The following is a 23,361-nucleotide window of genomic DNA, read 5'->3' as shown; positions in this document are numbered from 1 at the left end:
GGCGGTCCTGGCTGAAGATCGGGTGCGGATTTATTCAGGTGATGGCACCGGCAGCTATTCACTGTACCGTGAAATTCTCCTCCCGGAAAACACCGTCGGTCGTGGCATCGGTCCACAAAGTCAAATCGGGGACACCGTGCTGGCCATTACGGTCAGTCAACTTGATGTGCCGTTATCCAGAATGCTGTTGCTCTACGGCGAAGGCGGCGAGACTCCAACGACGGTGATTCCTTATGAACTTTCGAGTGACGTGGGTGAGACTCGGATTGTAATTGATGACCTCGGCGGGAGTGAGTTTGGGCAATTTGACGTCGTGGTCATTGATGGACGGACATTGACCACCTTCCTTGATCTGGGGCCGCCACGAGACGGCGAATAATACCAATTTGGGGTCAGGGTATCGGGGTCAGGGGTCAGGGAAATCCAATTTTTTCAATGATTTAGCTTTCTCATAATACGAGGGTTGCATTGCAAAATGACATAATATCAGGTTGGGGTTCAGAGCCCCGCCGGAGTGGTATTATTGGGGTTGTTCCTGTCCCGAATCCCCACCTTCCGTTGACCCAAACCATTTCTGATATAGATTCAGGTAGATGCCTTTTTCACGAACCTTCAACAGCGCCAGATTGATCTCTTTGCGATAGGGGCTGTTTTGCGGGAAGACAATCCCGTAGGCTTCGTTTTGGAAGATAGAGCCGACGAGTTGAACTTTTCCTTTTCCTTCGTGGGCGGCGTAGTAGAGCAAAATTGGGGCATCGTACACCACGGCATCGGCTTTTTTGTCCGCCAGCGTTTTAAAACAGTCATTGACGTTTGGGAATTCCTGCGCCTGAATTTTGCGGTTTTTCAAAAACATGGCTGATGTGCTGCCGGCAACGGTCGCCACCCGTTTTCCAGGCAGGTCATCGGGACCCGAGATGCTGCCTTTCAAATTCTGAACCGTCTGTGATGCCGTCAAATTGGCCGTAAAATAGACCAGGAAAATGACGCTCAGATACATTGTCAGCAGGGCGGTCACCCGTCCGATGGCACTTTTGGGCATTTCATCCGCCTGAGCACCCAGGGTGGCTGCCGACCACCACAGCGCTTTAAAGATTCCTGGAACGTACCCTGGTGAGACCATGCCGTCAGGGTGCCGTCGCTCGACCAGCCACACCACGTGACCCAGGAAGACAATCAGCAACACCAGCACACCGAGAATTTTTAAGAGCGCCACTGATATCCAGGAGGCAAGGGTGTCCTTCAACGAAAACTGAGCGGTGTTTCCTACTGGAACCAGAATCTGTAACCCTGAGTCAAAAACCGGGTAGGAAAAATCAAAATCCTGTTCGCGCTGAGCCGTAATTGACACGGCTGCAATTCCCAGGTCGGCTTCTCCGGCTTTGACGGTTTTGAGCAGGTCCGTCACCGTCGGTTTCATGATCAATTCGGTTTGGATGTCCATTTCATCCCCAATCGCTTTCCATAGGTCAATACTGAAGCCGGAAACGGGGTTGGTATCTGAAATGACAAACGGTGCGACTGGTTTGGTGACAACCCGAAAGGTGGTTGGTTTGGGCGTCTCTTTGGCTGGTTGGGTCTGTGAAAAGATCGGGATGTTGAACGCCAACACCCAAAAAAAGAATAAACTCCATTTCACAAGCATCACGAGCGGTCGAAAGTGGGTGTTCATGCTCTGGTTTGGCGCATTTTTTCCAATGCTGCTTTGATGAAACCTTTCAGCTCGGTGTGATCAATGCACCGTTCTCCTTGTTGAAAGTTGAATATTTGATCTGAAGCTTTTACGGGTATTTTGACGGATGGTCAACAGGATAATCATTTACTGGAAAACTGGTGCTCGAATCGCTCCAATCGCGCACTCCACCGGTTCGCCTTTGCATCGGGTTGGAAGAAAGTGGTAAAAGCCAGGTTCCTCCACTATTTCCCAAAGGTGAACTCTTCATGCTGCATACTGAAACCGTCATCATTCTTGATTTTGGTTCGCAATACACCCAGTTGATTGGTCGGCGGGTGCGCGAACTCAACATTTACTGCGAAATCCTCCCGTTTCATACTTCACTTGACGCCATCAAGGCCAAAAATCCACGTGCCATCATTCTCTCTGGTGGTCCGTCATCGGTTTACGGTGCCGGTGCTCCACATTGCAGCCCGGAACTCCTGAACCTGGGCGTTCCAGTGCTGGGCATTTGTTATGGCATGCAGATTCTGGCCTATTTTTTGGATGGCAAGGTTGAATCTTCGAACCGGCGTGAATTTGGTGCCGCTGACATCCAGGTTGAAACCGAAAGCCGACTCTTTGCCGGATTGCCTCGCCAGTTCCCGGTCTGGATGAGCCACGGCGACCATGTCACCGCAGCACCGTCAGGTTTTACCGTTTCCGCCACCAGTTCCAACGCATTGGGGGCCATGGAGGACCCAAACCGTGGCCTGTATGCCATCCAGTTTCACCCGGAAGTTGTCCACACGCCTCACGGAAAAGACATTTTGCGGAATTTTTTGGTGGAGATTGCCGGTATCAATCCGAACTGGACCATGCGCGGCTTTATCGAACAGGCCGTGGAAGCCATCCGCGAGCAGGTTGGTGACGGTCACGCCGTCTGTGGTCTGTCAGGTGGCGTAGACTCAACCGTGGCCGCCGTGCTGGTTTCAAAAGCGATTGGTCACCGGTTGACCTGCCTGTTTGTTGACAATGGCGTGCTGCGCTTAAACGAATATGAAGACGTCCTGGAAACTTTCCGGACTGGGCTCCATCTCAACGTGCGTGGCATTCCAGCCGGTGATCGGTTTTTGTCAGCCCTGGCCGGCGTTTCCGACCCCGAGCGAAAGCGAAAAATCATTGGCCGCGAATTTATCGAAGTCTTTCAGGATGAAGCTCAGAAGCTTGGCACAATTGATTTTCTGGTGCAGGGAACGCTCTATCCCGATGTGATTGAATCAGTTTCAGTCAAAGGCCCCTCCGCCGTGATTAAAAGCCATCACAACGTTGGCGGCCTGCCTGACACACTGCATTTAAAGCTGGTGGAACCACTCCGGGAGTTGTTTAAAGACGAAGTTCGGGCGCTTGGGAGGGAACTTGGGATTCCTGAGATTTTCATCACCCGCCAGCCCTTTCCTGGGCCGGGACTCGCGGTTCGCATTGTGGGTGAAGTCACCCTGGACCGCGTGTTTCTGCTTCAGAAAGCTGACCGGATTGTCGAACAGGAAATCCGCCAGGCCGGGTTGTATGAATCAATCTGGCAGGCATTCGCTGTGTTGCTTCCGGTTCAGAGTGTCGGCGTGATGGGCGACGAACGAACCTATGAATACACGGTTGCGATTCGAGCGGTGGAAAGTCAGGATGGAATGACGGCGGATTGGGTCCGGCTGCCCTATGACGTGCTGCATCGGATTTCAAGCCGGATTGTCTCGGAAGTTCGCGGCATTAACCGGGTTGTGTACGATATTTCCTCGAAACCACCAGCTACGATTGAATGGGAATAATTTTTGGAGTGCGCTGACTTGTCGGCGCTTTGAACCATTTTTATGCACACACTGAAGTCTGTTTTCCATCTTGAGCCCGCTCGTTTCCTGGTCCCTCTCAATCTGGTCATTTTGTCACTCTGTCATTCTGTCATTCTGTCAAGTTTGTGTTTGGCTGAAACCTGGAAACCGCTTGGGATTGCCAGCAGCAGCGTTGAAAACCTCAGTGTGTACAATGGCGAATTGATTGCCATTGGTGGATTTAGCTCAATTGATGGAACACGGGTCAACCGGATTGCCCGCTATGATGGCACCCGCTGGAACTCGATGGCTGGGGGCATTGACGGCCCCGCCGAAGCCCTGGCCGTGTATCAGGGTGAGTTGTATGCCGGAGGCGTTTTCTTGCGGGCTGGCGATCAAAACCTGTTTTATATTGCCCGCTGGAATGGTTCGAGCTGGTCAGCCGTGGCCGAAGGCACCAACAGCGCGGTGCGAACATTGATTTCATACACGCCGCCTGGTGGACCTCCGGTGTTGATTGCGGGAGGCGAGTTTTCACGGGCTGGTTCGGTTGATGTCAAATTTATTGCTCAGTGGAATAACTCATTCTGGCGTCCGCTGGGTACCGGGCTGGATGGAAAAGTGTTTGCGCTTGGGGTCTTTCGGGGCGAATTGATTGCCGCCGGGAAATTTACTGTGGCCGGCGGTGTGGCGGCGTCAAATATTGCCCGCTGGAATGGCAGTGTCTGGTCTCCGTTAGGCAATGGTCTCGATGATGCGGTCTATGGACTGACTGAATACAACGGCGAACTCTATGCCACAGGTGATTTTCAAACCACGGGAGGCAGCCCGGCCCGGTATATTGCCCGGTGGAATGGCCAGCGCTGGTCACCAGTCGGTGCTGGGCTGGCAGACAAAGGCCGATGTTTGACCGTGTTTGATGGAAAGCTGGTCTGTGGCGGGAATTTTCGAGGCATTGGCGACCAGTACCTCCGGCGAGTTGCCACCTGGGATGGCGAAACCTGGGCGCCGCTTGGACGCGGGTTGAACAACTCGGTTGAAGGCTTGACGGTCTGGAATAACCAGCTTGTGGCTGGTGGGTTATTTAACCAGTCACATGAAAGTGGCCCCGTGGGGCTGGCGATTTTGAGTTCAGAGTCTCCGCCGGTTCCAGGGCGATGGGGTGAAACTGATACCTCGACGCCAGATCAGATTAACTGGCCTGATACGCCTGTTCGATATGAAGATCAGGTGATTCAATGGGTTGGGGCCCATAATCCGCGAGCCCAGTGGATGAAACTCTTGTGTGAAAATCCACGGAACTGGGACTTTGTCCGGCATCCATTGGGCAAGCCCCCTGACACCACCTATTTGATCTGGCGGTATGACCGGGCATTGCCTGAAGGCACCAAACTATTGATTGAAGGCGATTTTCCGCATGCCCGGTTTTTCAGTATCGGGGTGAACGCTCCGTCTGACACCAACTTTCCGGTGATTGGGGATGGACGGGGAATCCAGGACGTGGTGCTTCTGGATGAAGACATTGTTCCGGATCCAGGCCATTTCAATCCCTTTGTGCCGGGTGCCTATCGCCAGGCTCCGAAGCGTCACTACCATGTCACCTTTGAATTGCAAACCGGGTTCCCGGAAGCGCTCAACCGGGATGCGGTCCTTCCGCCGTACCGCGATTATGGAAACTTGCGGTTTGGCGGGCCTTTTTCCATTAACGAAACCGGATTTTCCGGGCCATATCTGTGGGTTCGAATTGTCCAGCCTGACCGCTATGACCCGTTTGGCGGAGTCGAGCCGCCGGTGATTCGCATTCAGTTTCCAGGTGAAGAACCAGTGCTGGCGCCAGTTTCGCGATTGATAGCAGTTGACGAAGGCATATTTCTGCCTCGATATTCGCTCCAGGAAAACCCGGCTCAGATAGACGGTTTTTCACGCCAGGAACTCGAAGCCCGAACCCAACACGAACAAAAAGCACGTCTCGAACTGACCCAGACCGGACCGATTGGCCGCCCAAGTCAGGAGATTCACCGGATTTTTACAGACGGGCAAAACGTCAGGCTCTTTAAAGTTTTTCAGCGACCATACTATCTGGGTTGGTTATCCCAGTATGGTGATGAAACCTGGGCTTGCCGGTCCTGGCCAAACCAGTATTTCAGTTCCTACCGATTGGGGCCCTATGAATCAGCGCCGTTTAATGCCGAAACTGTCAGCGGCACCAATGTATGTGCTTCAATGCTGGCCGCTTCGGTCAATTTAAGAAGTCTGGATGAAGTCGTGGTGATTGAAGGAAAAGCCCCGATTGCACCCCGCACGCTGTCGGGAAACAAACTTTTGCGGACTGGAACAGAGGTTCGGCGCTGGGCAGTGGTGTTTTGGGCAGGAAGCTCGGCTGATCGGAGAGTTCCGGTCATCTGTCTGACGGATGAAGACATCGTCCTGGATCGGGAAGGGAAGTTCACGATTGTGATTGGCGAGGCCAGCCATCGGCCAGTCAATGCCTTTCCTCGGTTTGGCGTGACGTGGCGAGCCTGGCCGGTCGGAAGTACCCTGGATGTGGGAATTGAGTATGTCGTGACTTCACCACAGGTTTGGGAAAACGCCCCTCAGCAAATCCCGTGGTCTGAGGCCGATTATTGTTTTGGTGAACCAGCCGGAACCGGTGCCCTCAACCGCCAGCTCCTCAAAGCCAGAATGGGGGCGTTTTGTCCTCAGATTCGGTATGTTGCAAAAGATGCTTTTGAACAAAGGCTAAATCATTGAAAAAGTTGTATTTCCCTCAGCCATTAGCCTGATACCCTCCACCCAGGAGGGCATAAGCGCCAGGATAAGGAAACAAAGCCCGATCTGGACAAGGGGACAAGCAGACAAGGGGACAAGGAGAAAAAGTATTCTCCCGCTCCCAACGTCGGTCGGAGGATCTCCTTGTCTCCTTGTCTCCCCTGCTCCTTGTCTCAAACAGGCCCACATTTCCTTATCCTGGCGCTCATGACCCAGGAGGGCATCACTCTAGTATCTGGAAAATGGGTTGCGTTTTGATGGGCGGACCCAATAGCATTGTGAGTCCCTGAACCTTCCCCAGCGCGTTCCTCAGCCTGGCCTGGAAAAAAAGTAAAGAATCTACAATTCATGTTCCTGGACCGGGTTTAAAGTTGAGTGGCTGCACCATTTTCCAGGTGAGCCCTGTATCTCAATCTGTACAAAGGAAGTTCTGAAATGCTTGCCGCAAATCATATGAACTCTGATCTCCCTCCAGTGTGGGTGATCAGCCTGCGTCGCTCGACTGAGCGCCGTGCTCATATCATCCAACACCTCAAAGAACACAACCTGCCGTTTGAATTCTTCGATGCGATTGATGGTCAACTCCTGACTCCTGACCAACTGGCCCGGTATGATGCCCAACAGGCTCAACAGTGTATGGGGCGCGAGTTGGTTAGCGCCGAAATTGCAATTGCGCTCTCTCATCTCACTTTGTACCAGCGAATGGTTGATCAAAATCTGGCTGAAGTGCTGATCTTGGAGGATGATGTCGTTCTCAAGCCGGAATTCCTGGAAATCCTGAATCGAAGGACTGATTTTCCAAAAGACTGGGAACTGGTGTTGCTATGCCACAATTGGGGGATCATCTCAGCCTGGCATCGCCAGCCGATTTTCCGCACTTCGGAAGTTGTGAAATTTTCCAGGAAGGTGGTGAGTTCGGCTGCTTATCTGCTCAGGCAGGGCGGCGCCCGAAAGCTTTTGACGGCTGGGTATCCGATTCGTGTTCCATCAGATAACCTGACGGGCGGTGGTGTAAAAACCAATGTGAATCTGTATGGCATATCACCCACCTGTGTTGAAACGCTCCATCCGTGTGACCCGACCCAGAGCACAATTCCGGAAGCCATTAACCTGCGGTTTCAAAACCGCGCACGCCTTGAAAAAATGGGCCGATTGGCCGTGGCCTGGCATCGGTTGAAGCTCCGTTTTCGCCGGTTATATTATCAATTGAACCCACTGACGATTGTCTAAGGGACCCGGAAGAAAATAAAATCCCAATGAAATCGGGTTCAGGGTTCAGGGTTGCGGGGTTTGAGGCGATGAAGTGACTTGATCCCACTCAAGTGAGGGCTGGGGAACCGGCAGGTACCGCTCAAGCTGGAGTATCTTGCTCTAAACCCTGAACCCTGGTGGTATGATATTTCCATCCGACTCCCTAAGTACCTTGGCATAAATTTACTGAGAGATTGAATCTTGGAAGTCTCTGATTTTTTTGTTCCTGTCACAAATCCTGTGATGACATTGATTTTGGAAACTTCCTCATCACGAACCAAAGGACTTATTGGTTCAAATCTTTCCTTTTGAGCCTCTCATCACAGGATTTGTGACAGCAGGATTTTTTTCGTGTTTTTCGTGTTTTTCGTGTTTAAAAATGTCTTGGAATTTTCGGTAAGGTACTTATGAACAACCAGTTACCTCCAATTTGGGTGATCAGTTTACAACGGTCAACCGACCGTCGGGCTCGTATCACCCGCCATCTGACCGAACATAAGTTGTCATTTGAAATCATTGATGCCATTGATGGTCGTCAGCTTACATCAGAGCAACTCGCCCAATATGATGCCCGACAGGCGGTCCGGAATTTAGGTCGGGAACTGGTCCCGGCTGAAATTGCCTGTGCGCTGTCACATCTTTCAATCTATCAGCGGATGGTGGACCAGAAGCTGGATGAAGTGCTGATTTTGGAAGATGATGCGGTTTTGCAGTACGGTTTTTTTGATGTCCTCAGACACCGGTCGAATTTTCCAAAAGACTGGGAATTGGTGCTGCTGTGTCATAACCGGGCGATAGATTCGGTCTGGTATCATCACCCGCTGGTTGAACATTTTAAGGTGGTGCGGTTTGCCAGAAGGGTGATGAGTTCTGCCGGGTATCTGCTCAAGCAAAGTACTGCCCGTAAATTACTGACCGCTGGATATCCGGTTTGTGTCCCTTCCGACTTTTTAACTGGTGGTAGAGTACGAGTCGGGATAAAAATCTATGGTATCTGGCCATCCTGCGTCGCGACACTTCATCGTGACGATGTTTCCTACAGCACCATGCCCGAAGTCAGATTCTACCGAACTGGGACTCGTGATCACCTGAAAGCCGCAGGGTATTTTTCGATTCTTTGGTTGCGGATCAAACATCGCCTGCGCCGATTGTATTACCGATATAACCCACTGGGTGTTGTCTAACACCATTGAGGGTTGAGGGCTGAGGGAAACACATGTTTTCAACCGCCTGGTCGTTTGCGCATTGAGGGCGATGATTGAAAGAACCTCTGACCACAATATGAACCATGACCTACCTCCAATTTGGGTGATCAGTTTACAGCGGTCAACTGACCGCCGGGCTCATATTATCCAGCACCTGACCGAACACAATCTGTCATTTGAAATCATTGATGCGATTGATGGTCGCCAGCTTACATCAGAGCAACTGGCCCGATATGATGCCGGGCAGGCCATCCAGTGCCTGGGACGGGAACTGACCTGCGGGGAAATTGGCTGTGCGTTGTCTCATCTCAGACTCCATCAGCGAATGGTGGATGAAAATCTCGACGAAGTTCTGATTTTAGAAGATGATGTGGTTTTAAAGTTCGGTTTTTTTGAAGTGTTGCGGCGCCGGGTGTTGTTTCCGAAAGATTGGGAGTTGATGTTACTGAGCAACACCAATGGAATTTGTTCCGCCTGGTATCACCAGCCATTGTTTGAACATTTGGCAATTGTGAAATTTGCCGGAAAGGTTCATAGCAATGCCGCCTATCTGCTCAAACAAAGTGGCGCCCGGAAATTACTGGCGGCTGGATATCCGATTCGGGTTCCATCTGACAACCTGACCGGCGGGGTTGTTCGGACACAGGTCAGGGTCTATGGGATATCGCCAGTTTGTGTTACCACCTTACATCCGTTTGATTTAAGTCAGAGCACCATGCCTGAAACCCGCGAGTTTCGCCCACGAAACCGGACCCGGCTTGAAGATCTAGGCCGAGTTCAACTGGCTTGGCGCCGGCTTGGCCGCTGGGTGCGCCACCAGTATTACCGTTACAACCCGCTGGCCATTGTTTGAGAATGAAGAAACCATCAAGTGATTAGTGGTTAGTGGTTAGTGGTTAGTGGTTAGTGGTTAGTGGTTAGTGATTAGTGGTTAGTGGTTAGTGATTAGTGGTTAGTGGTTAGTGGTTAGTGGTTAGTGGTTAGTGGTTAGAAATCAACACTTTCGAATCGGTCAGGCTTCTTTAGCCCGAGAACTTTTAGCCCAAAGTCTTCAGCCCGAGAATCTTCAGCCCCAGGATATGATGGATTTGACCCAGTTTGCCCCAGTGTTGCTCGAAAGTGATATGGCTTATTTCAAACTTGGTGCCCGATGCACTCCATTGCGCGGGGCCTGGCTGGCTCGCGTTCCTGGTCTGGAGCACCTGGCGGCTGGCTGCATTCTGGTTGATTTGGATTTCCAGCAGATTGAATCAGATCGGGAAAACTGGCTTAACGAGGTTACCCAGATTCTCTCGACTCTGAACTGCCCACGCATCCGGTTTTATGTGTACGACACTTCTCCAGATTTTCGGTCGGCACTTGAACTCCAGGGCTTGCAGTCGCGGTGTGAAATTGGATTTTTAGGGAGGCCACATGCTTCCAGGCCAGATTGCTCGGTGACTTTGCGCCCGGTGGAAACAGATGCCGAATGGAAAGCCAAGCCGCAGCTTTATCACGGCGTAACCGGGCCTACGTTTGGCTATCAAGGGCCGGCGGATGACTGGGTTGAACTCGAACGCCGGAAAAGCAGCGTCGGACCAATGAAAACCTTTGTGATTCAGTCAGATCAAACCATGTGCGGTTCGGTTTCGACGATTGAAGTGGGGACTTTTCTGCGCATCAAGAGCTTGTTTTTGCGCCCTGAGTGGCAGGGAAAAGGCATTGGACTGCAGGTGATGAATCTGATGGGCCATCTGGCGTATCAACTGGAGAAAGACGCCTTCGGGATTTTTGCCGTGGCTGGTTCAGCGGCTGAAAAACTATACACCAGAGCCGGTTTGCTGCCGTTGACTCAGCAACACGAATGGAATAAGCCACTTCCCAGGCAAGAATCGCAAATGCCATCTCTGGAGTTTTGAGCCGGACTTATGGTTCAATGCGCTCCGTTTACAGCTTATAAAGTGAACGTTCCAGGCCATTGCGCCGCATCCACGAACGAAAAGGATCTGTTATATGCCTTCACCTTCCGCCCATGAGTTCCCTCGACTTACCGCCGAACAGTGCTCCGAATTCCAGCGCTGTGGGCTGATTCACGTGAAAAATGTCTTTACCGAGGACGAAGTTGCCGTCTGGCGGGCAGAATGCCAGCGACTGCTGGCGATTCCAGGGTTGATTGATGAATCCAATCTGCGCACGCGGTTTCGTGAGTTGAGTACTGGTGGAAAAGGGCTGGGGCGAATGGACCCAGTCTGCGATATTTCTCCAGTTTTTGCTGCTTTAGCCCAGGACGAACGGGTTGTGCACATCGCTTCAACGCTGCTGGGAGAACCCGCCCTGATGTTTAAAAACAAGTTGCTCATCAAGATGCCGAATATGGTCGGGTATCGGCTGCATCAGGATTACACCTACTGGCAAATGGAAATTCCAGCCGACCATCTGTTGACCCTGCAAATCCCGATTGACCCAATGGCTGGCCTGGGAAGCCCACTTGAAATTTTCCCAGGTACCCACGACCAGCTTTTGCAACCACCCGGTGTGATCGTTGACCCAACCGAAGATCAGATTTTACTCGAAGATGCTGAACTGCTGGAATCTTACCCCGGCGATGTGGTGGCATTTCATTCACTTCTGGTTCACCGCAGCCGAAACAATCAGTTGTCCCACCCGCTATTTGTCCTGTATTTCTCATATTGTGCTGGTCGGTACGGAGATTGTTCCGAAGCCTACTATGAACTGAGTCGCAAGTTTGTGCGGACGACGCTTCCGCCTGAACTCCGCGAGCAGTCTTATTTTCGATAAGCCCAGATTTTTCACCTGACAGAAGTGGGTTCTTTGTCCTGATGGTAAGCAATTCCGTGATTGTCGAGCCAGTTGGCGGCGATTCGTTCCAGGGCCGCTATTTTGAACGCATGCCATTGATCCTGAAGATCATAGCGATGGACGGTGTCTTTAAAGTGCCGAAAGGCGCCCTTCTTTCGAATTGTATTCCGGAGCCGGTTTTGCAGGCTTTCGTTTTCCAACGAAAGGGCAAACGTATCCATAATTTCCCATTCATGGATGTCAAACTTCGTTGGAAGCTGAAGCCAGTCATCTGATTCAAGAACTTCCTGTGCCTTGACCACCAGTTCGCGTTGCCATTCGTGAAGCTTATCCAGGTCGGTTTCTACTTCGGCCATACTGGCTTCATCAGTCGAAATCATCCGGAGTTCACCTGTTTGGCGATTGAGATAGAGGTGACACTCGTCAGGCAACAGTTCAAGTTCTCCGGCAACGTCGCGTAAGGAAACAGTAATTGGCATAGGTACTTGACTCCTTTCATCCACATAACCCACCTGCTTACGTGGGTGGTACTGACTTCTTCATTCTAAAAAGGTTTTCTTCCAGTCCCAGCGCCGGTCCAGATGGGTTGGTTTGATATCACCGAGGCGAGCGCCTTCAGCAATCAATCGCGCCTGATACTGTTTCCAGCCGTTGGAAATTGGATAGATACAAACTGTACCAAGCTGGTTCAGTCGTCGGCAATAGGCATAATGGGCATTTTCTCCGAACCAGTTTTCAAGGTGTAATCGGAGAGCTTCAAGCTGTTCGGATTGTGCCGTTGATTCCAGAAACAGACCATAATGCGGCGGATCGGTTTGAACTGGTGCCAGCAACGCAAAGTGAATCGTCACCGAGAATTCAGTTTGTATCTTCACCAGGATTTGCTCGACCATCCTGGCGCTTAATTTTTCGCCGCACAGGTCGCTGGTTTGATCGAGCTTGCCTTCAAATCGAATGAGCGGTGTTTGCGCAAACATTCCGACACAGGCCACCCGGTCTTTTAAATGATAGCGATACAATCCGCCGCCAGTGGTGAGCAACGGTGAATACTGTCTGCCGGGACGAAGTTCGTGCGCCAGAATCGGTTTTCGGTTCGGGTGGTCGAGATCAAGAAACTCCAGAAAATGACTGGTGATGGCCAAAACAGAACCCTCGTGTCCACACAGTGGAAACGAAACGACGCCTTCGGTGGCCAGCAAGCCTTTGCCCTGAATCGGAAGGGTTGGGAAAAACGCTTTCAACATCGGCAGAAACTGGGTTGATGCCCCATCCTGCCAGCAGGAAATGACGTGCAGATATGGCCAGAGCGTTTGTCCATTGATCGTACCGGATTGATTCCAGGCCGTTTCCAGTTGTTTTCGGCGCAAAACCGGGAGTTCGGCCAAAAGTTCCGACCAGTTGTCAGAAATCACACGCATTAACCCGGTCAGAAACGTTGGGCTCCAGACCGAAATCAGTCCAAGATCCTCAGCCGCAAGCAGATGCCGGGCTGTGGTCAGTTGCCAGTCAGTAATGTCAGAAATCTGGGATACCGAAGCCGGTACGGCACTCGCCTGAGCAAACGCCCAGCGCAGAAAGGGCAGCAGGTACTCGCTATCATCCTGAAACCCAATTGGAATTCCGCCAGCCGTCAGTTCTTTTTTCTTTCCCACGGGTGAAATCGCCCAGTAGCTTCGCAGGGATTTCAGCCGGGGAAAGTGACGAATCAAATCAAAAATCCAGGCATCGGTGGCGTTGGAAAATTCGGCCAGCAACTGTTGCGTGTAAGGAATCAGTTTATTGGCCGTGGTCGAACCGCTGGTTCGCTCAAACATCTGAACGGGTGCTGTGGTCAGCACATTCGGCTCGCCGTTCGCAATCCGATCAATCCAGGGTGAGAACGTCTCATAGTCGGCAATCGGAAGTCGCTGTTGAAATGCCGAAATCGAATCAATTTCGGCCAACCGAAACTGTCTTCCAAAGGCACTCAACTGGTTATGGTAGAGCAACTGGTGAAGTCGTCTGGCTTGAGCCTCCGCCGGGTGGCAAGCCGCCCAATGAAATCGTGACCACTGCCGATGCAGATAGGCTTGATAGAATGGTGATAGGATTTTGAGCAGGCGAGATGACATTGATCGGGTTCCACGTTACCGACAGAAAAAGACGAAAGGGACAAAAAGGACAAAAAGGACAAAAATTCGAAACCCCGGAACCCGGAACCCAGAACCCGGAACCCTAAAACAGTTGTTTTCTCACCTGCCGCACCAGTGTTTTCCACCACAATCCAAATCCAATCCGGCCCAGGCAGCACAGTTCGTCGCCGTGAATGTGGCCGGGATTGCGTTCGACAAAAAAGCGGATGTCCGGTTGGACCAGGAAGGCCGGTTCAATGGGGGCGACGTCAGTTTTCAGTTTCCCATGACAGGTTTCAAATCGAACAATTCCCAGTTCTGGTTTCCAGTCATCACCAAATCGCGCACTGGCTAATTCGTGCATCAACTGGCGTTGCCAGACAGGTGTCGGTTGATCATACCGGGGCCAGTATTCAATATAATTTCGACTCAGCAGCAGGTAGGTTTTATAGCCCTTGGAAATCAAAAACCAGTACATCGGCGTGAAGCAATACCGGAGCTTGCTCACAATGGTGAATTTGATGAATTCACTGGCCAGTGCCGGTTGTCCCCAATACTCACGATCAATAATGGTGTCTCCAGAATAAATGACCATCACGCGTCGCCCGGCTGTGGTGTGTGGATAACGTTTCACGGTCGAAAATCCCTTGAGTTGGCGAGAGCCAGAATCGAAAAAGAGCAGCACGTGGCTTTTTTCCAGTAAGTCCCGATCAAAATGCTCGCGAGTTACCTCGTCATAATAGGTTTGAAACAAGGCCCACATCGTCGCTCGAAGTGATGGCTCAAGTTGGTTGACGGGAATGGTCTGGGCGATAAGTTTCTTTGATGGATGAGACAATGACACCGAAGCTTCCTCATTGTACGCGCGGGTTGCTCCTGGGCGCCTCCAAAAAATTGGTTGCCCAAACAGCGAAAGCAACCGCAGTATATCCGCACTGACACCAGCGCGCCGCGTCAAAAATTCTCCCAGCTCCAAATTTTCCTGAGTTGAACCGTTATGAATCAATCTCCTGCTTCGCTCCCTGAAGACCGGCAATTGCCGCAAGCCCCATCTTTTTTCAGCCGGGCGGTCTTTGGTCCGACCGCGGTTTTTACAGCACTGGCCATCGGATCCGGAGAACTGTTGTTCTGGCCAGGATTGTCACTGCCAAACGGGGCCGGTGTGATCTGGATTGCGTTTGTGGGCATTGCCATCCAGTACTTGATCAATATCGAAAATGGCCGGTATGCCCTGGCAACGGGTGAATCGGTTGCCGTTGGCGCCTCGCACGTGTGGAAAGGCTGGAGCTGGGTGCTGCTCTTGAGTTCAACTATTCCGTGGCTCTGGCCTGGTTGGGCACGGGCTGGCTCTCAAATGCTGGCCGGAGCGTTTGGGGTGCCGGAAAAACCGCTTTCGATTGCCTCGCTTCTCTTGTGTGGCATCTTGCTGGCAGCACCAGCGAATGTGTACCGGTTTATTGAAAAGCTCCAGTCCATCCTGCTCACGTTTATTTTGGTTGGAGTCGCAGTCCTGGCGATGCTTGTGGTTTGGAATGGACCTCCGACGGCTTCTTTTTGGACAGCGTTGGCGACCGGGAAGGGGATTGGCCTGCTGCTTGAAAAAGCCAATCAGGCAAAATCAACCGATTTTCTGGTCCTGGTCAGTGGGTTTGTTTTTGCCGGTGCTGGCGGTATCCTCAATCTGTCCTATGGGATGATGCTGTGTGAAAAGCAATTTGGGATGGGAAAATACTCACAACCGCTAGCAGGTCTCCGACAATCAGTCGGGTTGACCCGTGAAGATACCCGGGTCATCAAGCGGATTGTATCTGATGCCGAATCCGAAAGCCGCTGGAAGCAATGGATTCGTTTGTCACGTTCAGAGCATGCGCTTCTATTTGTCGGGGGGAACACTTTCAGCATTGTTTTTCTCTCGCTGATTTTCTTCTGCTTGCTGGGACCGCAAAGTTCGACCCAGGGAACTTCATTTTTGCAACTGGCAACCACCCGGCTTCATGACACGCTGGGTCTGAGCGCTTCACTTTTATTTGTGAGCGTCGGATATGCGATCTTTTTCACGTCTGAAATCGGACTGATTGACGTGACATCACGGATTTCGGCAGGTATCACCAGCTCTTTGCTTGGAGCCGAGCGATTTTCAGCCGGCAAGCTCTATCACATTTTTGTCTGGTCAGAAATTGTGATTGGAACAATCCTGATTTTGGTGGACACCCGGCAGCCGTTCTGGTTTTTGATTACCAGCGCCATTCTCAACACTCTGGTCATGGCGCTGTACACTGTCCTGATTGTGATTTTGAATCGAAAAATGCTCCCAGCCTTTGCCCGGGCCCATCCAGTGATTGATTGGGCCATGATCAGTGCCGCCTTTATTTATTTATGCTGCTTTATTTTGACACTTGTACGGCTGGTCTGACAGGGGGAGTCCCCAGGCTCAGGAGACCAGGGGAAAAAGAAAAAAGAGCACTCCCAGAAGGAGTGCTCGTCAGTTGTTTGAGAGATTACAGATTGACAGAGGATCTTTGCTTGAAGAATGAGTCGCGCTCTACCATTTCGCACTGAAGCGCTCGTATGAGGAAATAGTTAAGTAATTCAATCAAATAAGCTTGGTGAACTACTGACTACTGACTACAAACTGGTCTTAGAATTTGGCCTGCACTGCGTAGGCATCCAGTTTGTTCGGGCTCTTCACGCCGGGCATTTGGGTCACGTCGGTGAGTTCGAGGTCACGAACGACCAGTTCCTGGCCGCCTGGAATCGCACTCCGATCAAAGTGGAGGGTCAACGTGTGGTTGCCAGGAGTGAGGCGTTCAGCCGCCTGTGCCCAGGCCATCGGTTCGCCAGCCGCGTTGACCAGGTTGGCGCGCAGGTGGAAACGGCCTTCGCCTTTAACTTTAATTGAAACCGTGACGTCCAGATTCTGAGCCGTCAGTTGTTCGCTGACCACTTCGCCCAGTTTGGCGCCGGCTTTGCCGGTCATCAGCGTGATGTTGCCGGTTCGGAGGAAGGCTTTTCCTTCAGCCGTTGTACCAGCGGCGTCAACAATGACGTTGGTAAATGTGCCCAGGTTTTCAGCCGAAACGGTGGCACTGTAAAAGCCTTCAGCCGTTGGGTTGAGGTTCACGGTGTTGATGAGTTTTTTGTCTTCGCCAAACAACCGGGCCGAAATGGTCGCGGCTTCAGTCGCTTTGCCATTGAGGATCTGAGCGCGGATTTCGGTTTGTTCGTTCACATCCACGGTATTTTTTGACAACCAGGTTTTGAGCATCAGGTCATTGTTGTCATTGACCACAATGTCAACTGGCGCTTTGCTGTGGACATTGAGCGTGTAGCTGCCGACTTCGGTTACGGCTTGAACCGGTGTGGCCATCATTTTGGCCGTGGTCACCATGCGTTTGGTGGCATCCGGGGTGGCAAACATTTCGTCACGGGAAATCGGCTGCATCACCGCTGTGCTTCCACCAGGGGCTTTGAGTTCAAATTCGGCGCTGGCATCCAGGCTAAAGACCCCAATGGCGGCAGTGGTGCCGGTCACGGGCAGTTTGATGCTTTCGCCCGAGACGTCGGACATCACATACCGACTCGACAGGGTGCTTTCACCAGCCAGTTGCTGACGGAATTCTTCTTCGTTCAACCGACCACTGTCGCTGCGATCTGAAACGCGCTTGGGGGCTTTCGCTTCAGCTTCGGGAAGCGACGTTGGGACATTCAATTCTGACTGAACGGGGTCTTTGGCGCGGATCATTCCAGCCATCGCGCCGGCCATTACAAACACTGCAATCAGGATCACATACATCTTTTTCATGACAATATCTCCTTCTTCTTTTTCGTCGGTTGATTCGGATTAGTAACCGTAGCGGGCAATGTCATCGCCAAGTTTGCGATAGCTATTGCGGCGATTGTAATGGTGATTGGCGTCAGTATTGTACCAGTCATTTCCTGGAGCACCGGTTTTGTGGGCGCTATACTGGGCCACGGCGCCATCGTCTTCACCGGGCAGCCCGGCCAGACCAGACAGCGTTGCCAATCCGACGCATTCCAGACACCAGTCATTCCAGAGCCCCGTGCCAGCGACTGAATAAATCGGCTTGCTGCGCAGGGAATCGCGGAACCAGTTGTTGTTGGCATACTGCACATTGGCGGTGGTCAGGCACTGGGTTGATGGGTAGTCCTGATTGAGGAGGGAAACAATCCATGACGTGAAAAAGGAGCTGCTGAGGCTTCCGGCCAGGTCGGCGGCTTCAGAACCGGCATTGGGTGGGGCATACGCCAGCACGCGGACGGTATTGGCCTGGATGCGATTGTAATTGCCATTGTAATTGTAATATGGGTCTGACGAGTCGGCGTTGCACAAAATGTAGCGCATCACACAACCGCCCATGCTGTGGGTGACAAACACGAGGTCTTTTTTGCCTTGATCGAGCAACTGATTGCATTCGCGGGCGACTTCTCCGGCGGCGTCCCAGTATGCCTGACGTCCATCATAGGTCACAATGTGGTACGGGGTGGCATAATTGCGCGTTGCCGCTTTGATCATGTCCGGTGTCCAGTATTGTTGCAGGGTATAGTTATAGTCCAGGGTGGCGGCATCGCCTTTGCCGTGGACAAAAACCAGGGTCACGGCCTTGGCTGGTTCGGAATAGATTGCGCTGACAATGATGAACACTGCGGCGACGAGACAATAGCGAATGGCTGAAAGTGCGAAGGATTGAGATGCCCGCGTCATAGCTTTTTCCTCTTCTGTGCTTGATTGTTGTTGAACTTTTCGAGATTGATCTGTTGTGGGGATACAACTGAACGGTGATTCAGTAACATCTAATACAACTTTTGTGCCAAAGCCTCAGAGAATCGAAAAAATCTCTTGAGGAAGAGATGTAAGTTTCTCATTCTAAATAAATTATTGTTTATAAAAAGAAAGCAGGACTGTAAAGAATAAACCACCATCTGAAAGATTGAGCTGTGTAGCAGGTATCCAGGTAAATCACTTAACTCTAACTAAAGTCAAGTAATAAAATGGCTTGAATGAATCATCATTCAGTTTACGGAATGTCAAGTTGGTTGACATCAACCTGCCCCGTTCTGAAACTGACCGTTGGCTTTCTGGTACGACTATATAATAATGATATGCACCAAATAGGAATCAGGAGTTGAGCTATGAGCAGTGAAGATCCAACGAAGAAATATGCACCGCCAGAGAGTTTCCAAACCCGAAACGACCTTGAAGCCCTGCTGATTGCGGTGGTGACGAGGGTGATCGAACAAAAAATAGATCCCCAGTTTGCCCAGATAGACCAGCGATTTGCCCAGATAGACCAGCGATTTGCCCAGATAGATGAACGCTTTGCTCAAGTAGACCAGCGGTTTGTCCAGGTAGACCAACAGTTTACCCAGATCAATCAACAATTTACCCAGATCAATCAACAATTTGCCCAGGTCAATCAACAACTTGGCCAGATCAACCAACAGTTTGCCCAGGTCAATCAACAATTTACCCAGATCAATCAACAACTTGGCCAGATCAACCAACAGTTTGCCCAGGTCAATCAACGTTTTGACAAACTTGAAACCCGAATGGAACGACTGGAAAAAGGACAGGATTTGCTTTTGAGAGAATTTCGGCACTTTAAGAAAGAAACCGAAAACCGCCTGTATGACCTTGAATACCCGGAAGAAAAGGTCAGTTGAGCGAACGGTCGTTTGCTCAATTTCAGATAAACATTTCCTGGGATCGCCGGCATCCTGCCGGCACCAAACGGTTGATCTTCAATCAGTTACCGGCAAGATGCCAGTGCTCCCAGGACGAAATCATTTTCTGAAATGTTACAGGCCGTAACCGACCTGCCTCAATTCAACCACCGCTACGCGGCGAACCCCCTGTAATTTATCATTCTTCGAAGACCCGGAACCCGGAACCCGGAACCCGGAACCCGGAACCCGGAACCCGGAACCCGGAACCCGGAACCCGGAACCCGGAACCCGGAACCCGGAACCCGGAACCCTATTTTTCGCTGACCGCAAGCTCCGGCGAAGGAAAGAATTTCTGATTGAGTTGTCCGACCTTGGACGAAGCTTTGAACATAGTCTTTAAAGACACCAGATTAAACAGCCGATAGTCGCCGATGCCTTTTAATCCGGCGGAAGCCACGCAGCCGCACTGTGAGCAATCCGGGTTGCCGCCAAACTGGCAAGGTGTGATTTTGCTTTTGAGGTCGGCGGTATAGTTGAGCGTGGTTTTGGCGAAGATACATTCTTCGGGCGAGCTCGGCGGTGTGTGATAGCCCTTGAGCATAATGTCGGGCAGATCAAGTTTGGGGAATTTGCCACGCAGGCCAGCCAGTTCGTCGAGCACAGTGGTTCGGGTTGCTTGAGGCAGGATTTCTTCACAGGTATCACCCATCTGGGGAGTGAAGAGACTGAACCAGATTTTTCGAACTTCGGGTTGGTTCGACCAAAACGTCAGAAAATCATCAAAATAATTGTACTTGCCGGCCATCTGGTTGGTGATGGTGCAGTGCACGATGATGGTCTGATCTTTGATGTTCTTCAGAATCCGTTCATAGGTGGCCGGTGCCCGGCGCACATCGTGATCGGGCTGCAATCCGTCAATTGACACCACGAAGTGCAATTGATTGATCTTATTCCAGGCTTTGGGAATTTCCCGGACCGCGCTGGTGACAAGTTGCACGACAACTCCCCGCTCGCTTAATTTCGGTAGCAGGTCATTGAGTTCCCGATGGCGAACCAGCGGCTCGCCGCCAACAATCGAGAGATGCAGCGGACGATGGCGGTCAACCAGCTTCAAAATGTTATCAACCAGCTCTTTTCCTTTGTAATCAGCCAGATCGCGCAACGGTCCAAGCTGGTGCAGGTGTTCAGGCTCATAGGCGTAGCAACCCGGGCACCGAAGCGGGCATTGACGTGTGATTTCAATTGAGAGTGATGGAGCGTGCCCTTGTAAAATGCGCCCCCAGGCGTTCAGAACATCCTTTTTCTGCATGCAAGCAATCCCTTCAGGTTGGAGTCGTGTGGGGAAGAGAGTGCCGCAAAATCCAGGAAAGTCAAGCAGATACAGGATAAATCGAAGGCTTTTATTGTCAGTTGAAGCCGTCGTCAGACAGGGTAACCCTCATAGATATAGTGCTTTACCCTAACCCGGCAAAACTATCTGATTTCCTGAAGGAGAAACACTCATGTAGTTGGCTGAGGTGCTTTTCCTAACACCCAAAGCATGAAGGGGCTTGAGTTTTCGACAAAGGCGGAATGCGAATAATCGCCGTACAGGTTGAGCATTGAGAACCCTACGCTTTGAACCAGTTTCAAGAATCCTTCACGCTGATGCAGGTAAAATTCAAGGTCTACGAACCACTTTGACTGCATCACGCCGCTGGTGTCATACAATTCATAAAACTGGGCACCTTTCACCCGTTGCATTAAAGGCTCATATTGTTGCACGGTGGAAAGCAAGAGCGTTCCCGCATCATCAGGAAGTGTGTGTTTGCCGAGAAACGTCACTTTGCCGTCAACCGATTTGAGTCTGACGGGTGGATTGTGAAGCGTGCAGATAAACCGCCCGGATGGGGAAAGTAGGCGGAAGATTTCTCCGAGTGCCCGCCGCTGGTCCGGTGGGTCCAGAATTTCAGCAAATGAATGAAAAGGAATGACAATCAGGTCAAATTCTCCGGCGAGTGCCATCTGACACACATCCATCTCAAACACGTCCGCCTGGAGGTTTTGCTGAATTAGTTTCTGGCGCAGAATCGCCAGCATTTCCGGCGAGCTATCAACACAGGTCAGGTTGACCCCGGCTTCAATGAGCGGCAGGGAAAGCCGCCCGGTGCCTGACATCAATTCAAGCACACGGGTGGCGTTTTTTGATTCCTGAAGGAAAAAATTAACGTCCAGGCTGGTCTGGACATATGAGTCGTAGTAGTGCGCCACGCGCGAGTAATCCATAGCGGGCATAAGGTTTACACCTCCAAAAAATAAAGGTTCAGAGTAACGCCTTCAGGCGTGAGGCTTGCCGAATGGGCGAATGATGGGAATCGCTCCAAATCGGCCATTGAGATAGCTGGTGGAGATTTTTAAATCCGGGCGCGGTTTAAATTCGGCCAGGGAAAACAAACTTGATTGTCCCTGTTCATTCTTTTCGACAAACCAGATTTCATCGCGTCGCAACAGGTTTAAATCCAGCAAGGTGGTGTCGTGAGTGGTAAAAATCAATTGTCGCTTCGGATTACCGGGAGCTGACAGATACGCTTCGACAAATTTCCGCGCCAGCAGTGGATGGAGCCGCCGGTCAAGTTCATCCAGAAGAAAAACTTTCTCATTGGATTGGGCGCTGGCCAGCACCGGCAACAGGTGCATCAGCCGCTGAGTTCCTTCGGATTCTTCACTCAGGTCAAAGTTTAACAATGTACCATCCTCCATTTTGTGCTGTGTTTTAAGAACCAGCAAAACTGGAAGGGAATTGCTCCGGTGAATGATTTCAAACTGGTTTCCTTCAGGTGTCACCACGGCAACTGACTCGTCTTCCAGGTCACTCAAGATTTCCTGTTGAACTTCAGCCGGGAGAAACGAATTGGGTTCATCGGTTTTGAGGGTGTGCTCTTCGACGGCAATGCCGTGAATACCGGTATCCACACTTCTGAGGAATTCGCCCATAAACTGAGACGTGGTTTTTTCTTCTCTGGCAAATGAACTGAGCGTGAGCAGGCGAGATTCTGCCGGAATAATCGTCAGCACTTTGTTGAACCAGTCCATGACGGGTTGGAGTTCGGGGACATTGCGGTCAATCGCTTCGGTCAAGAAAAGCTGGTTGGGACGTGTGCCCTGAGCCACAAAACTCAAGAACGGCTTTTTGGATTGTTTCCAAAACCGCGTGGCGCCAAACTTCATCTGGGTTTCCATCTGTGAGTTGGTGACACGTTCAAAGCCAAGCACTTCACGTTTGTCAGGCGTCACAAACAGCCATTCTTCACAAATCTGCTGAGCATTGAGCAGAAACCCATAGTGGTAAACGACATTTCGATATTCAAAGAGAAACTCAAAGCGACCTGGAGACTGGAGTGTGGACTGGCTCAATTTGAACGGAGAGACCGCAATTGCCTGACCGCTTTTCGTGCCGTGAACGATCAACTGTTGAGCGAACGCAGCCGCCCGGATCAGATTGGATTTCCCGGCGGCATTCGCGCCGTACAGGCTTGCCACGCGCAGGAGCGGCGATTTCGGATGGTTCTCCAGGTGAAACACATGGTTGGAATGCGCCTCGTCGCCGGTGGCAATCAGGTTGAACTGGATTTCGTCTTTAAACGACCGAAAATTCTCCACAATGAACTTGATCAACATAGACTGGAACCAACACGCAGAAGGATAAAAAAAATCAAGATGGCCAATTTATCCAATTTTTGCAGGAAAAGCCAAAATTCGGAGAAAAAAACTCTGAAATAAGTGAAAATTAGTTGTTTTTAGAAGATCTAAAAGAAAATCAAGTCACTTCTTATAGTTCTTGCAACTTGCTGCATTTTCAATATCAGTTTTATAGTTACGCATTAACTGAATAACTCGGTCTGAAAGAGTCTTAAATTCAGCTTGGTCAATATCTAAATAGGTGGTTTTGGCAACTTGATTTGGCCCACTTTGGCACTTTGATTTGGCCCACCTCAGAGACTGAATTTTCAAGGTTGACAAACATTCACATTGCGTTTGCAAGGTTATTGTTCACAAAGGTGTCCCAGGTAACGCTGGGTGAT

The 23,361-nt window shown here is 51.1% G+C and carries 19 protein-coding genes; 10 read left to right on the top strand and 9 right to left on the bottom strand.

The annotated features are described in order from the left end of the window. Positions 1-379: hypothetical protein (locus HY774_14090; GenBank protein ID MBI4749614.1), on the top strand; the 379-nt coding region annotated here is incomplete at its 5' end. Positions 380-520: 141 nt separating this feature from the next. Here the strand turns inward: HY774_14090 and HY774_14085 are convergent. Next, positions 521-1,672, bottom strand: coding sequence for a transporter substrate-binding domain-containing protein (locus HY774_14085; GenBank protein MBI4749613.1), 1,152 nt, complete (start codon positions 1,670-1,672; stop codon positions 521-523). Positions 1,673-1,941: 269 nt separating this feature from the next. Between HY774_14085 and guaA the strand changes: the two genes are divergently transcribed. The 7 genes from guaA (at position 1,942) to HY774_14050 (ending at position 11,483) form a co-directional block, all read left to right on the top strand. Next, a complete protein-coding gene (guaA, locus tag HY774_14080) occupies positions 1,942-3,480 on the top strand; it encodes a glutamine-hydrolyzing GMP synthase (GenBank protein ID MBI4749612.1) in 1,539 nt (512 codons plus the stop codon). A 42-nt stretch (positions 3,481-3,522) separates the two neighbouring features. Next, entirely contained in the window at positions 3,523-6,231 is a 2,709-nt protein-coding gene (locus HY774_14075; GenBank protein MBI4749611.1) for a hypothetical protein, read from the top strand. Between the two features lie 471 nt (positions 6,232-6,702). Continuing rightward, positions 6,703-7,479 carry a glycosyltransferase family 25 protein gene (locus tag HY774_14070; protein MBI4749610.1) on the top strand — a complete coding sequence of 259 codons (777 nt, stop codon included), beginning with the start codon at positions 6,703-6,705 and terminating at the stop codon, positions 7,477-7,479. Between the two features lie 428 nt (positions 7,480-7,907). After that, positions 7,908-8,684 carry a glycosyltransferase family 25 protein gene (locus tag HY774_14065; protein ID MBI4749609.1) on the top strand — a complete coding sequence of 259 codons (777 nt, stop codon included), beginning with the start codon at positions 7,908-7,910 and terminating at the stop codon, positions 8,682-8,684. Between the two features lie 97 nt (positions 8,685-8,781). Further along, positions 8,782-9,558, top strand: a complete 777-nt coding sequence (locus tag HY774_14060; GenBank protein MBI4749608.1) for a glycosyltransferase family 25 protein — start codon at positions 8,782-8,784, stop codon at positions 9,556-9,558. A gap of 226 nt (positions 9,559-9,784) precedes the next feature. Further along, positions 9,785-10,603: a GNAT family N-acetyltransferase gene (locus HY774_14055; protein ID MBI4749607.1), complete on the top strand. Its 819-nt coding sequence runs from the start codon at positions 9,785-9,787 to the stop codon at positions 10,601-10,603. Positions 10,604-10,697: 94 nt separating this feature from the next. Beyond that, positions 10,698-11,483, top strand: coding sequence for a phytanoyl-CoA dioxygenase family protein (locus HY774_14050; GenBank protein MBI4749606.1), 786 nt, complete (start codon positions 10,698-10,700; stop codon positions 11,481-11,483). Between the two features lie 11 nt (positions 11,484-11,494). On the opposite strand, the gene HY774_14045 is transcribed toward HY774_14050, so the two are convergent. The 3 genes from HY774_14045 to HY774_14035 form a co-directional block, all read right to left on the bottom strand. Continuing rightward, a complete protein-coding gene (locus tag HY774_14045) occupies positions 11,495-11,983 on the bottom strand; it encodes a hypothetical protein (protein ID MBI4749605.1) in 489 nt (162 codons plus the stop codon). Between the two features lie 60 nt (positions 11,984-12,043). Next, positions 12,044-13,615, bottom strand: coding sequence for a GH3 auxin-responsive promoter family protein (locus HY774_14040; protein ID MBI4749604.1), 1,572 nt, complete (start codon positions 13,613-13,615; stop codon positions 12,044-12,046). A gap of 103 nt (positions 13,616-13,718) precedes the next feature. Beyond that, a complete protein-coding gene (locus tag HY774_14035) occupies positions 13,719-14,573 on the bottom strand; it encodes a hypothetical protein (GenBank protein ID MBI4749603.1) in 855 nt (284 codons plus the stop codon). A gap of 39 nt (positions 14,574-14,612) precedes the next feature. On the opposite strand from HY774_14035, the gene HY774_14030 reads away from it, so the two are divergent. Continuing rightward, complete coding sequence (locus HY774_14030) at positions 14,613-16,028, top strand: Nramp family divalent metal transporter (GenBank protein MBI4749602.1); 1,416 nt, start codon at positions 14,613-14,615, stop codon at positions 16,026-16,028. Positions 16,029-16,253: 225 nt separating this feature from the next. Here HY774_14030 and HY774_14025 read toward each other — a convergent pair whose 3' ends face one another. Both HY774_14025 and HY774_14020 read right to left on the bottom strand, forming a co-directional pair. Then, on the bottom strand, positions 16,254-17,417 hold the full coding sequence (locus tag HY774_14025; protein ID MBI4749601.1) for a hypothetical protein: 1,164 nt from the start codon (positions 17,415-17,417) through the stop codon (positions 16,254-16,256). A gap of 39 nt (positions 17,418-17,456) precedes the next feature. Continuing rightward, positions 17,457-18,338 carry a hypothetical protein gene (locus tag HY774_14020; GenBank protein MBI4749600.1) on the bottom strand — a complete coding sequence of 294 codons (882 nt, stop codon included), beginning with the start codon at positions 18,336-18,338 and terminating at the stop codon, positions 17,457-17,459. A gap of 428 nt (positions 18,339-18,766) precedes the next feature. Between HY774_14020 and HY774_14015 the strand changes: the two genes are divergently transcribed. Next, complete coding sequence (locus tag HY774_14015; protein MBI4749599.1) at positions 18,767-19,297, top strand: hypothetical protein; 531 nt, start codon at positions 18,767-18,769, stop codon at positions 19,295-19,297. 313 nt (positions 19,298-19,610) lie between these two features. Here HY774_14015 and HY774_14010 read toward each other — a convergent pair whose 3' ends face one another. The 3 genes from HY774_14010 to HY774_14000 form a co-directional block, all read right to left on the bottom strand. Continuing rightward, positions 19,611-20,609, bottom strand: a complete 999-nt coding sequence (locus HY774_14010) for a radical SAM protein (protein ID MBI4749598.1) — start codon at positions 20,607-20,609, stop codon at positions 19,611-19,613. A 191-nt stretch (positions 20,610-20,800) separates the two neighbouring features. Continuing rightward, positions 20,801-21,574 carry a class I SAM-dependent methyltransferase gene (locus HY774_14005; protein MBI4749597.1) on the bottom strand — a complete coding sequence of 258 codons (774 nt, stop codon included), beginning with the start codon at positions 21,572-21,574 and terminating at the stop codon, positions 20,801-20,803. A 42-nt stretch (positions 21,575-21,616) separates the two neighbouring features. Then, a complete protein-coding gene (locus tag HY774_14000; GenBank protein ID MBI4749596.1) occupies positions 21,617-22,957 on the bottom strand; it encodes an AAA family ATPase in 1,341 nt (446 codons plus the stop codon). Positions 22,958-23,361: the final 404 nt, after the last annotated feature.

It is taken from the genome of Acidobacteriota bacterium, assembly GCA_016208495.1.
GTDB lineage: Bacteria > Acidobacteriota > Blastocatellia > Chloracidobacteriales > Chloracidobacteriaceae > JACQXX01.
This window is presented reverse-complemented; position numbering and strand designations above follow the sequence as displayed.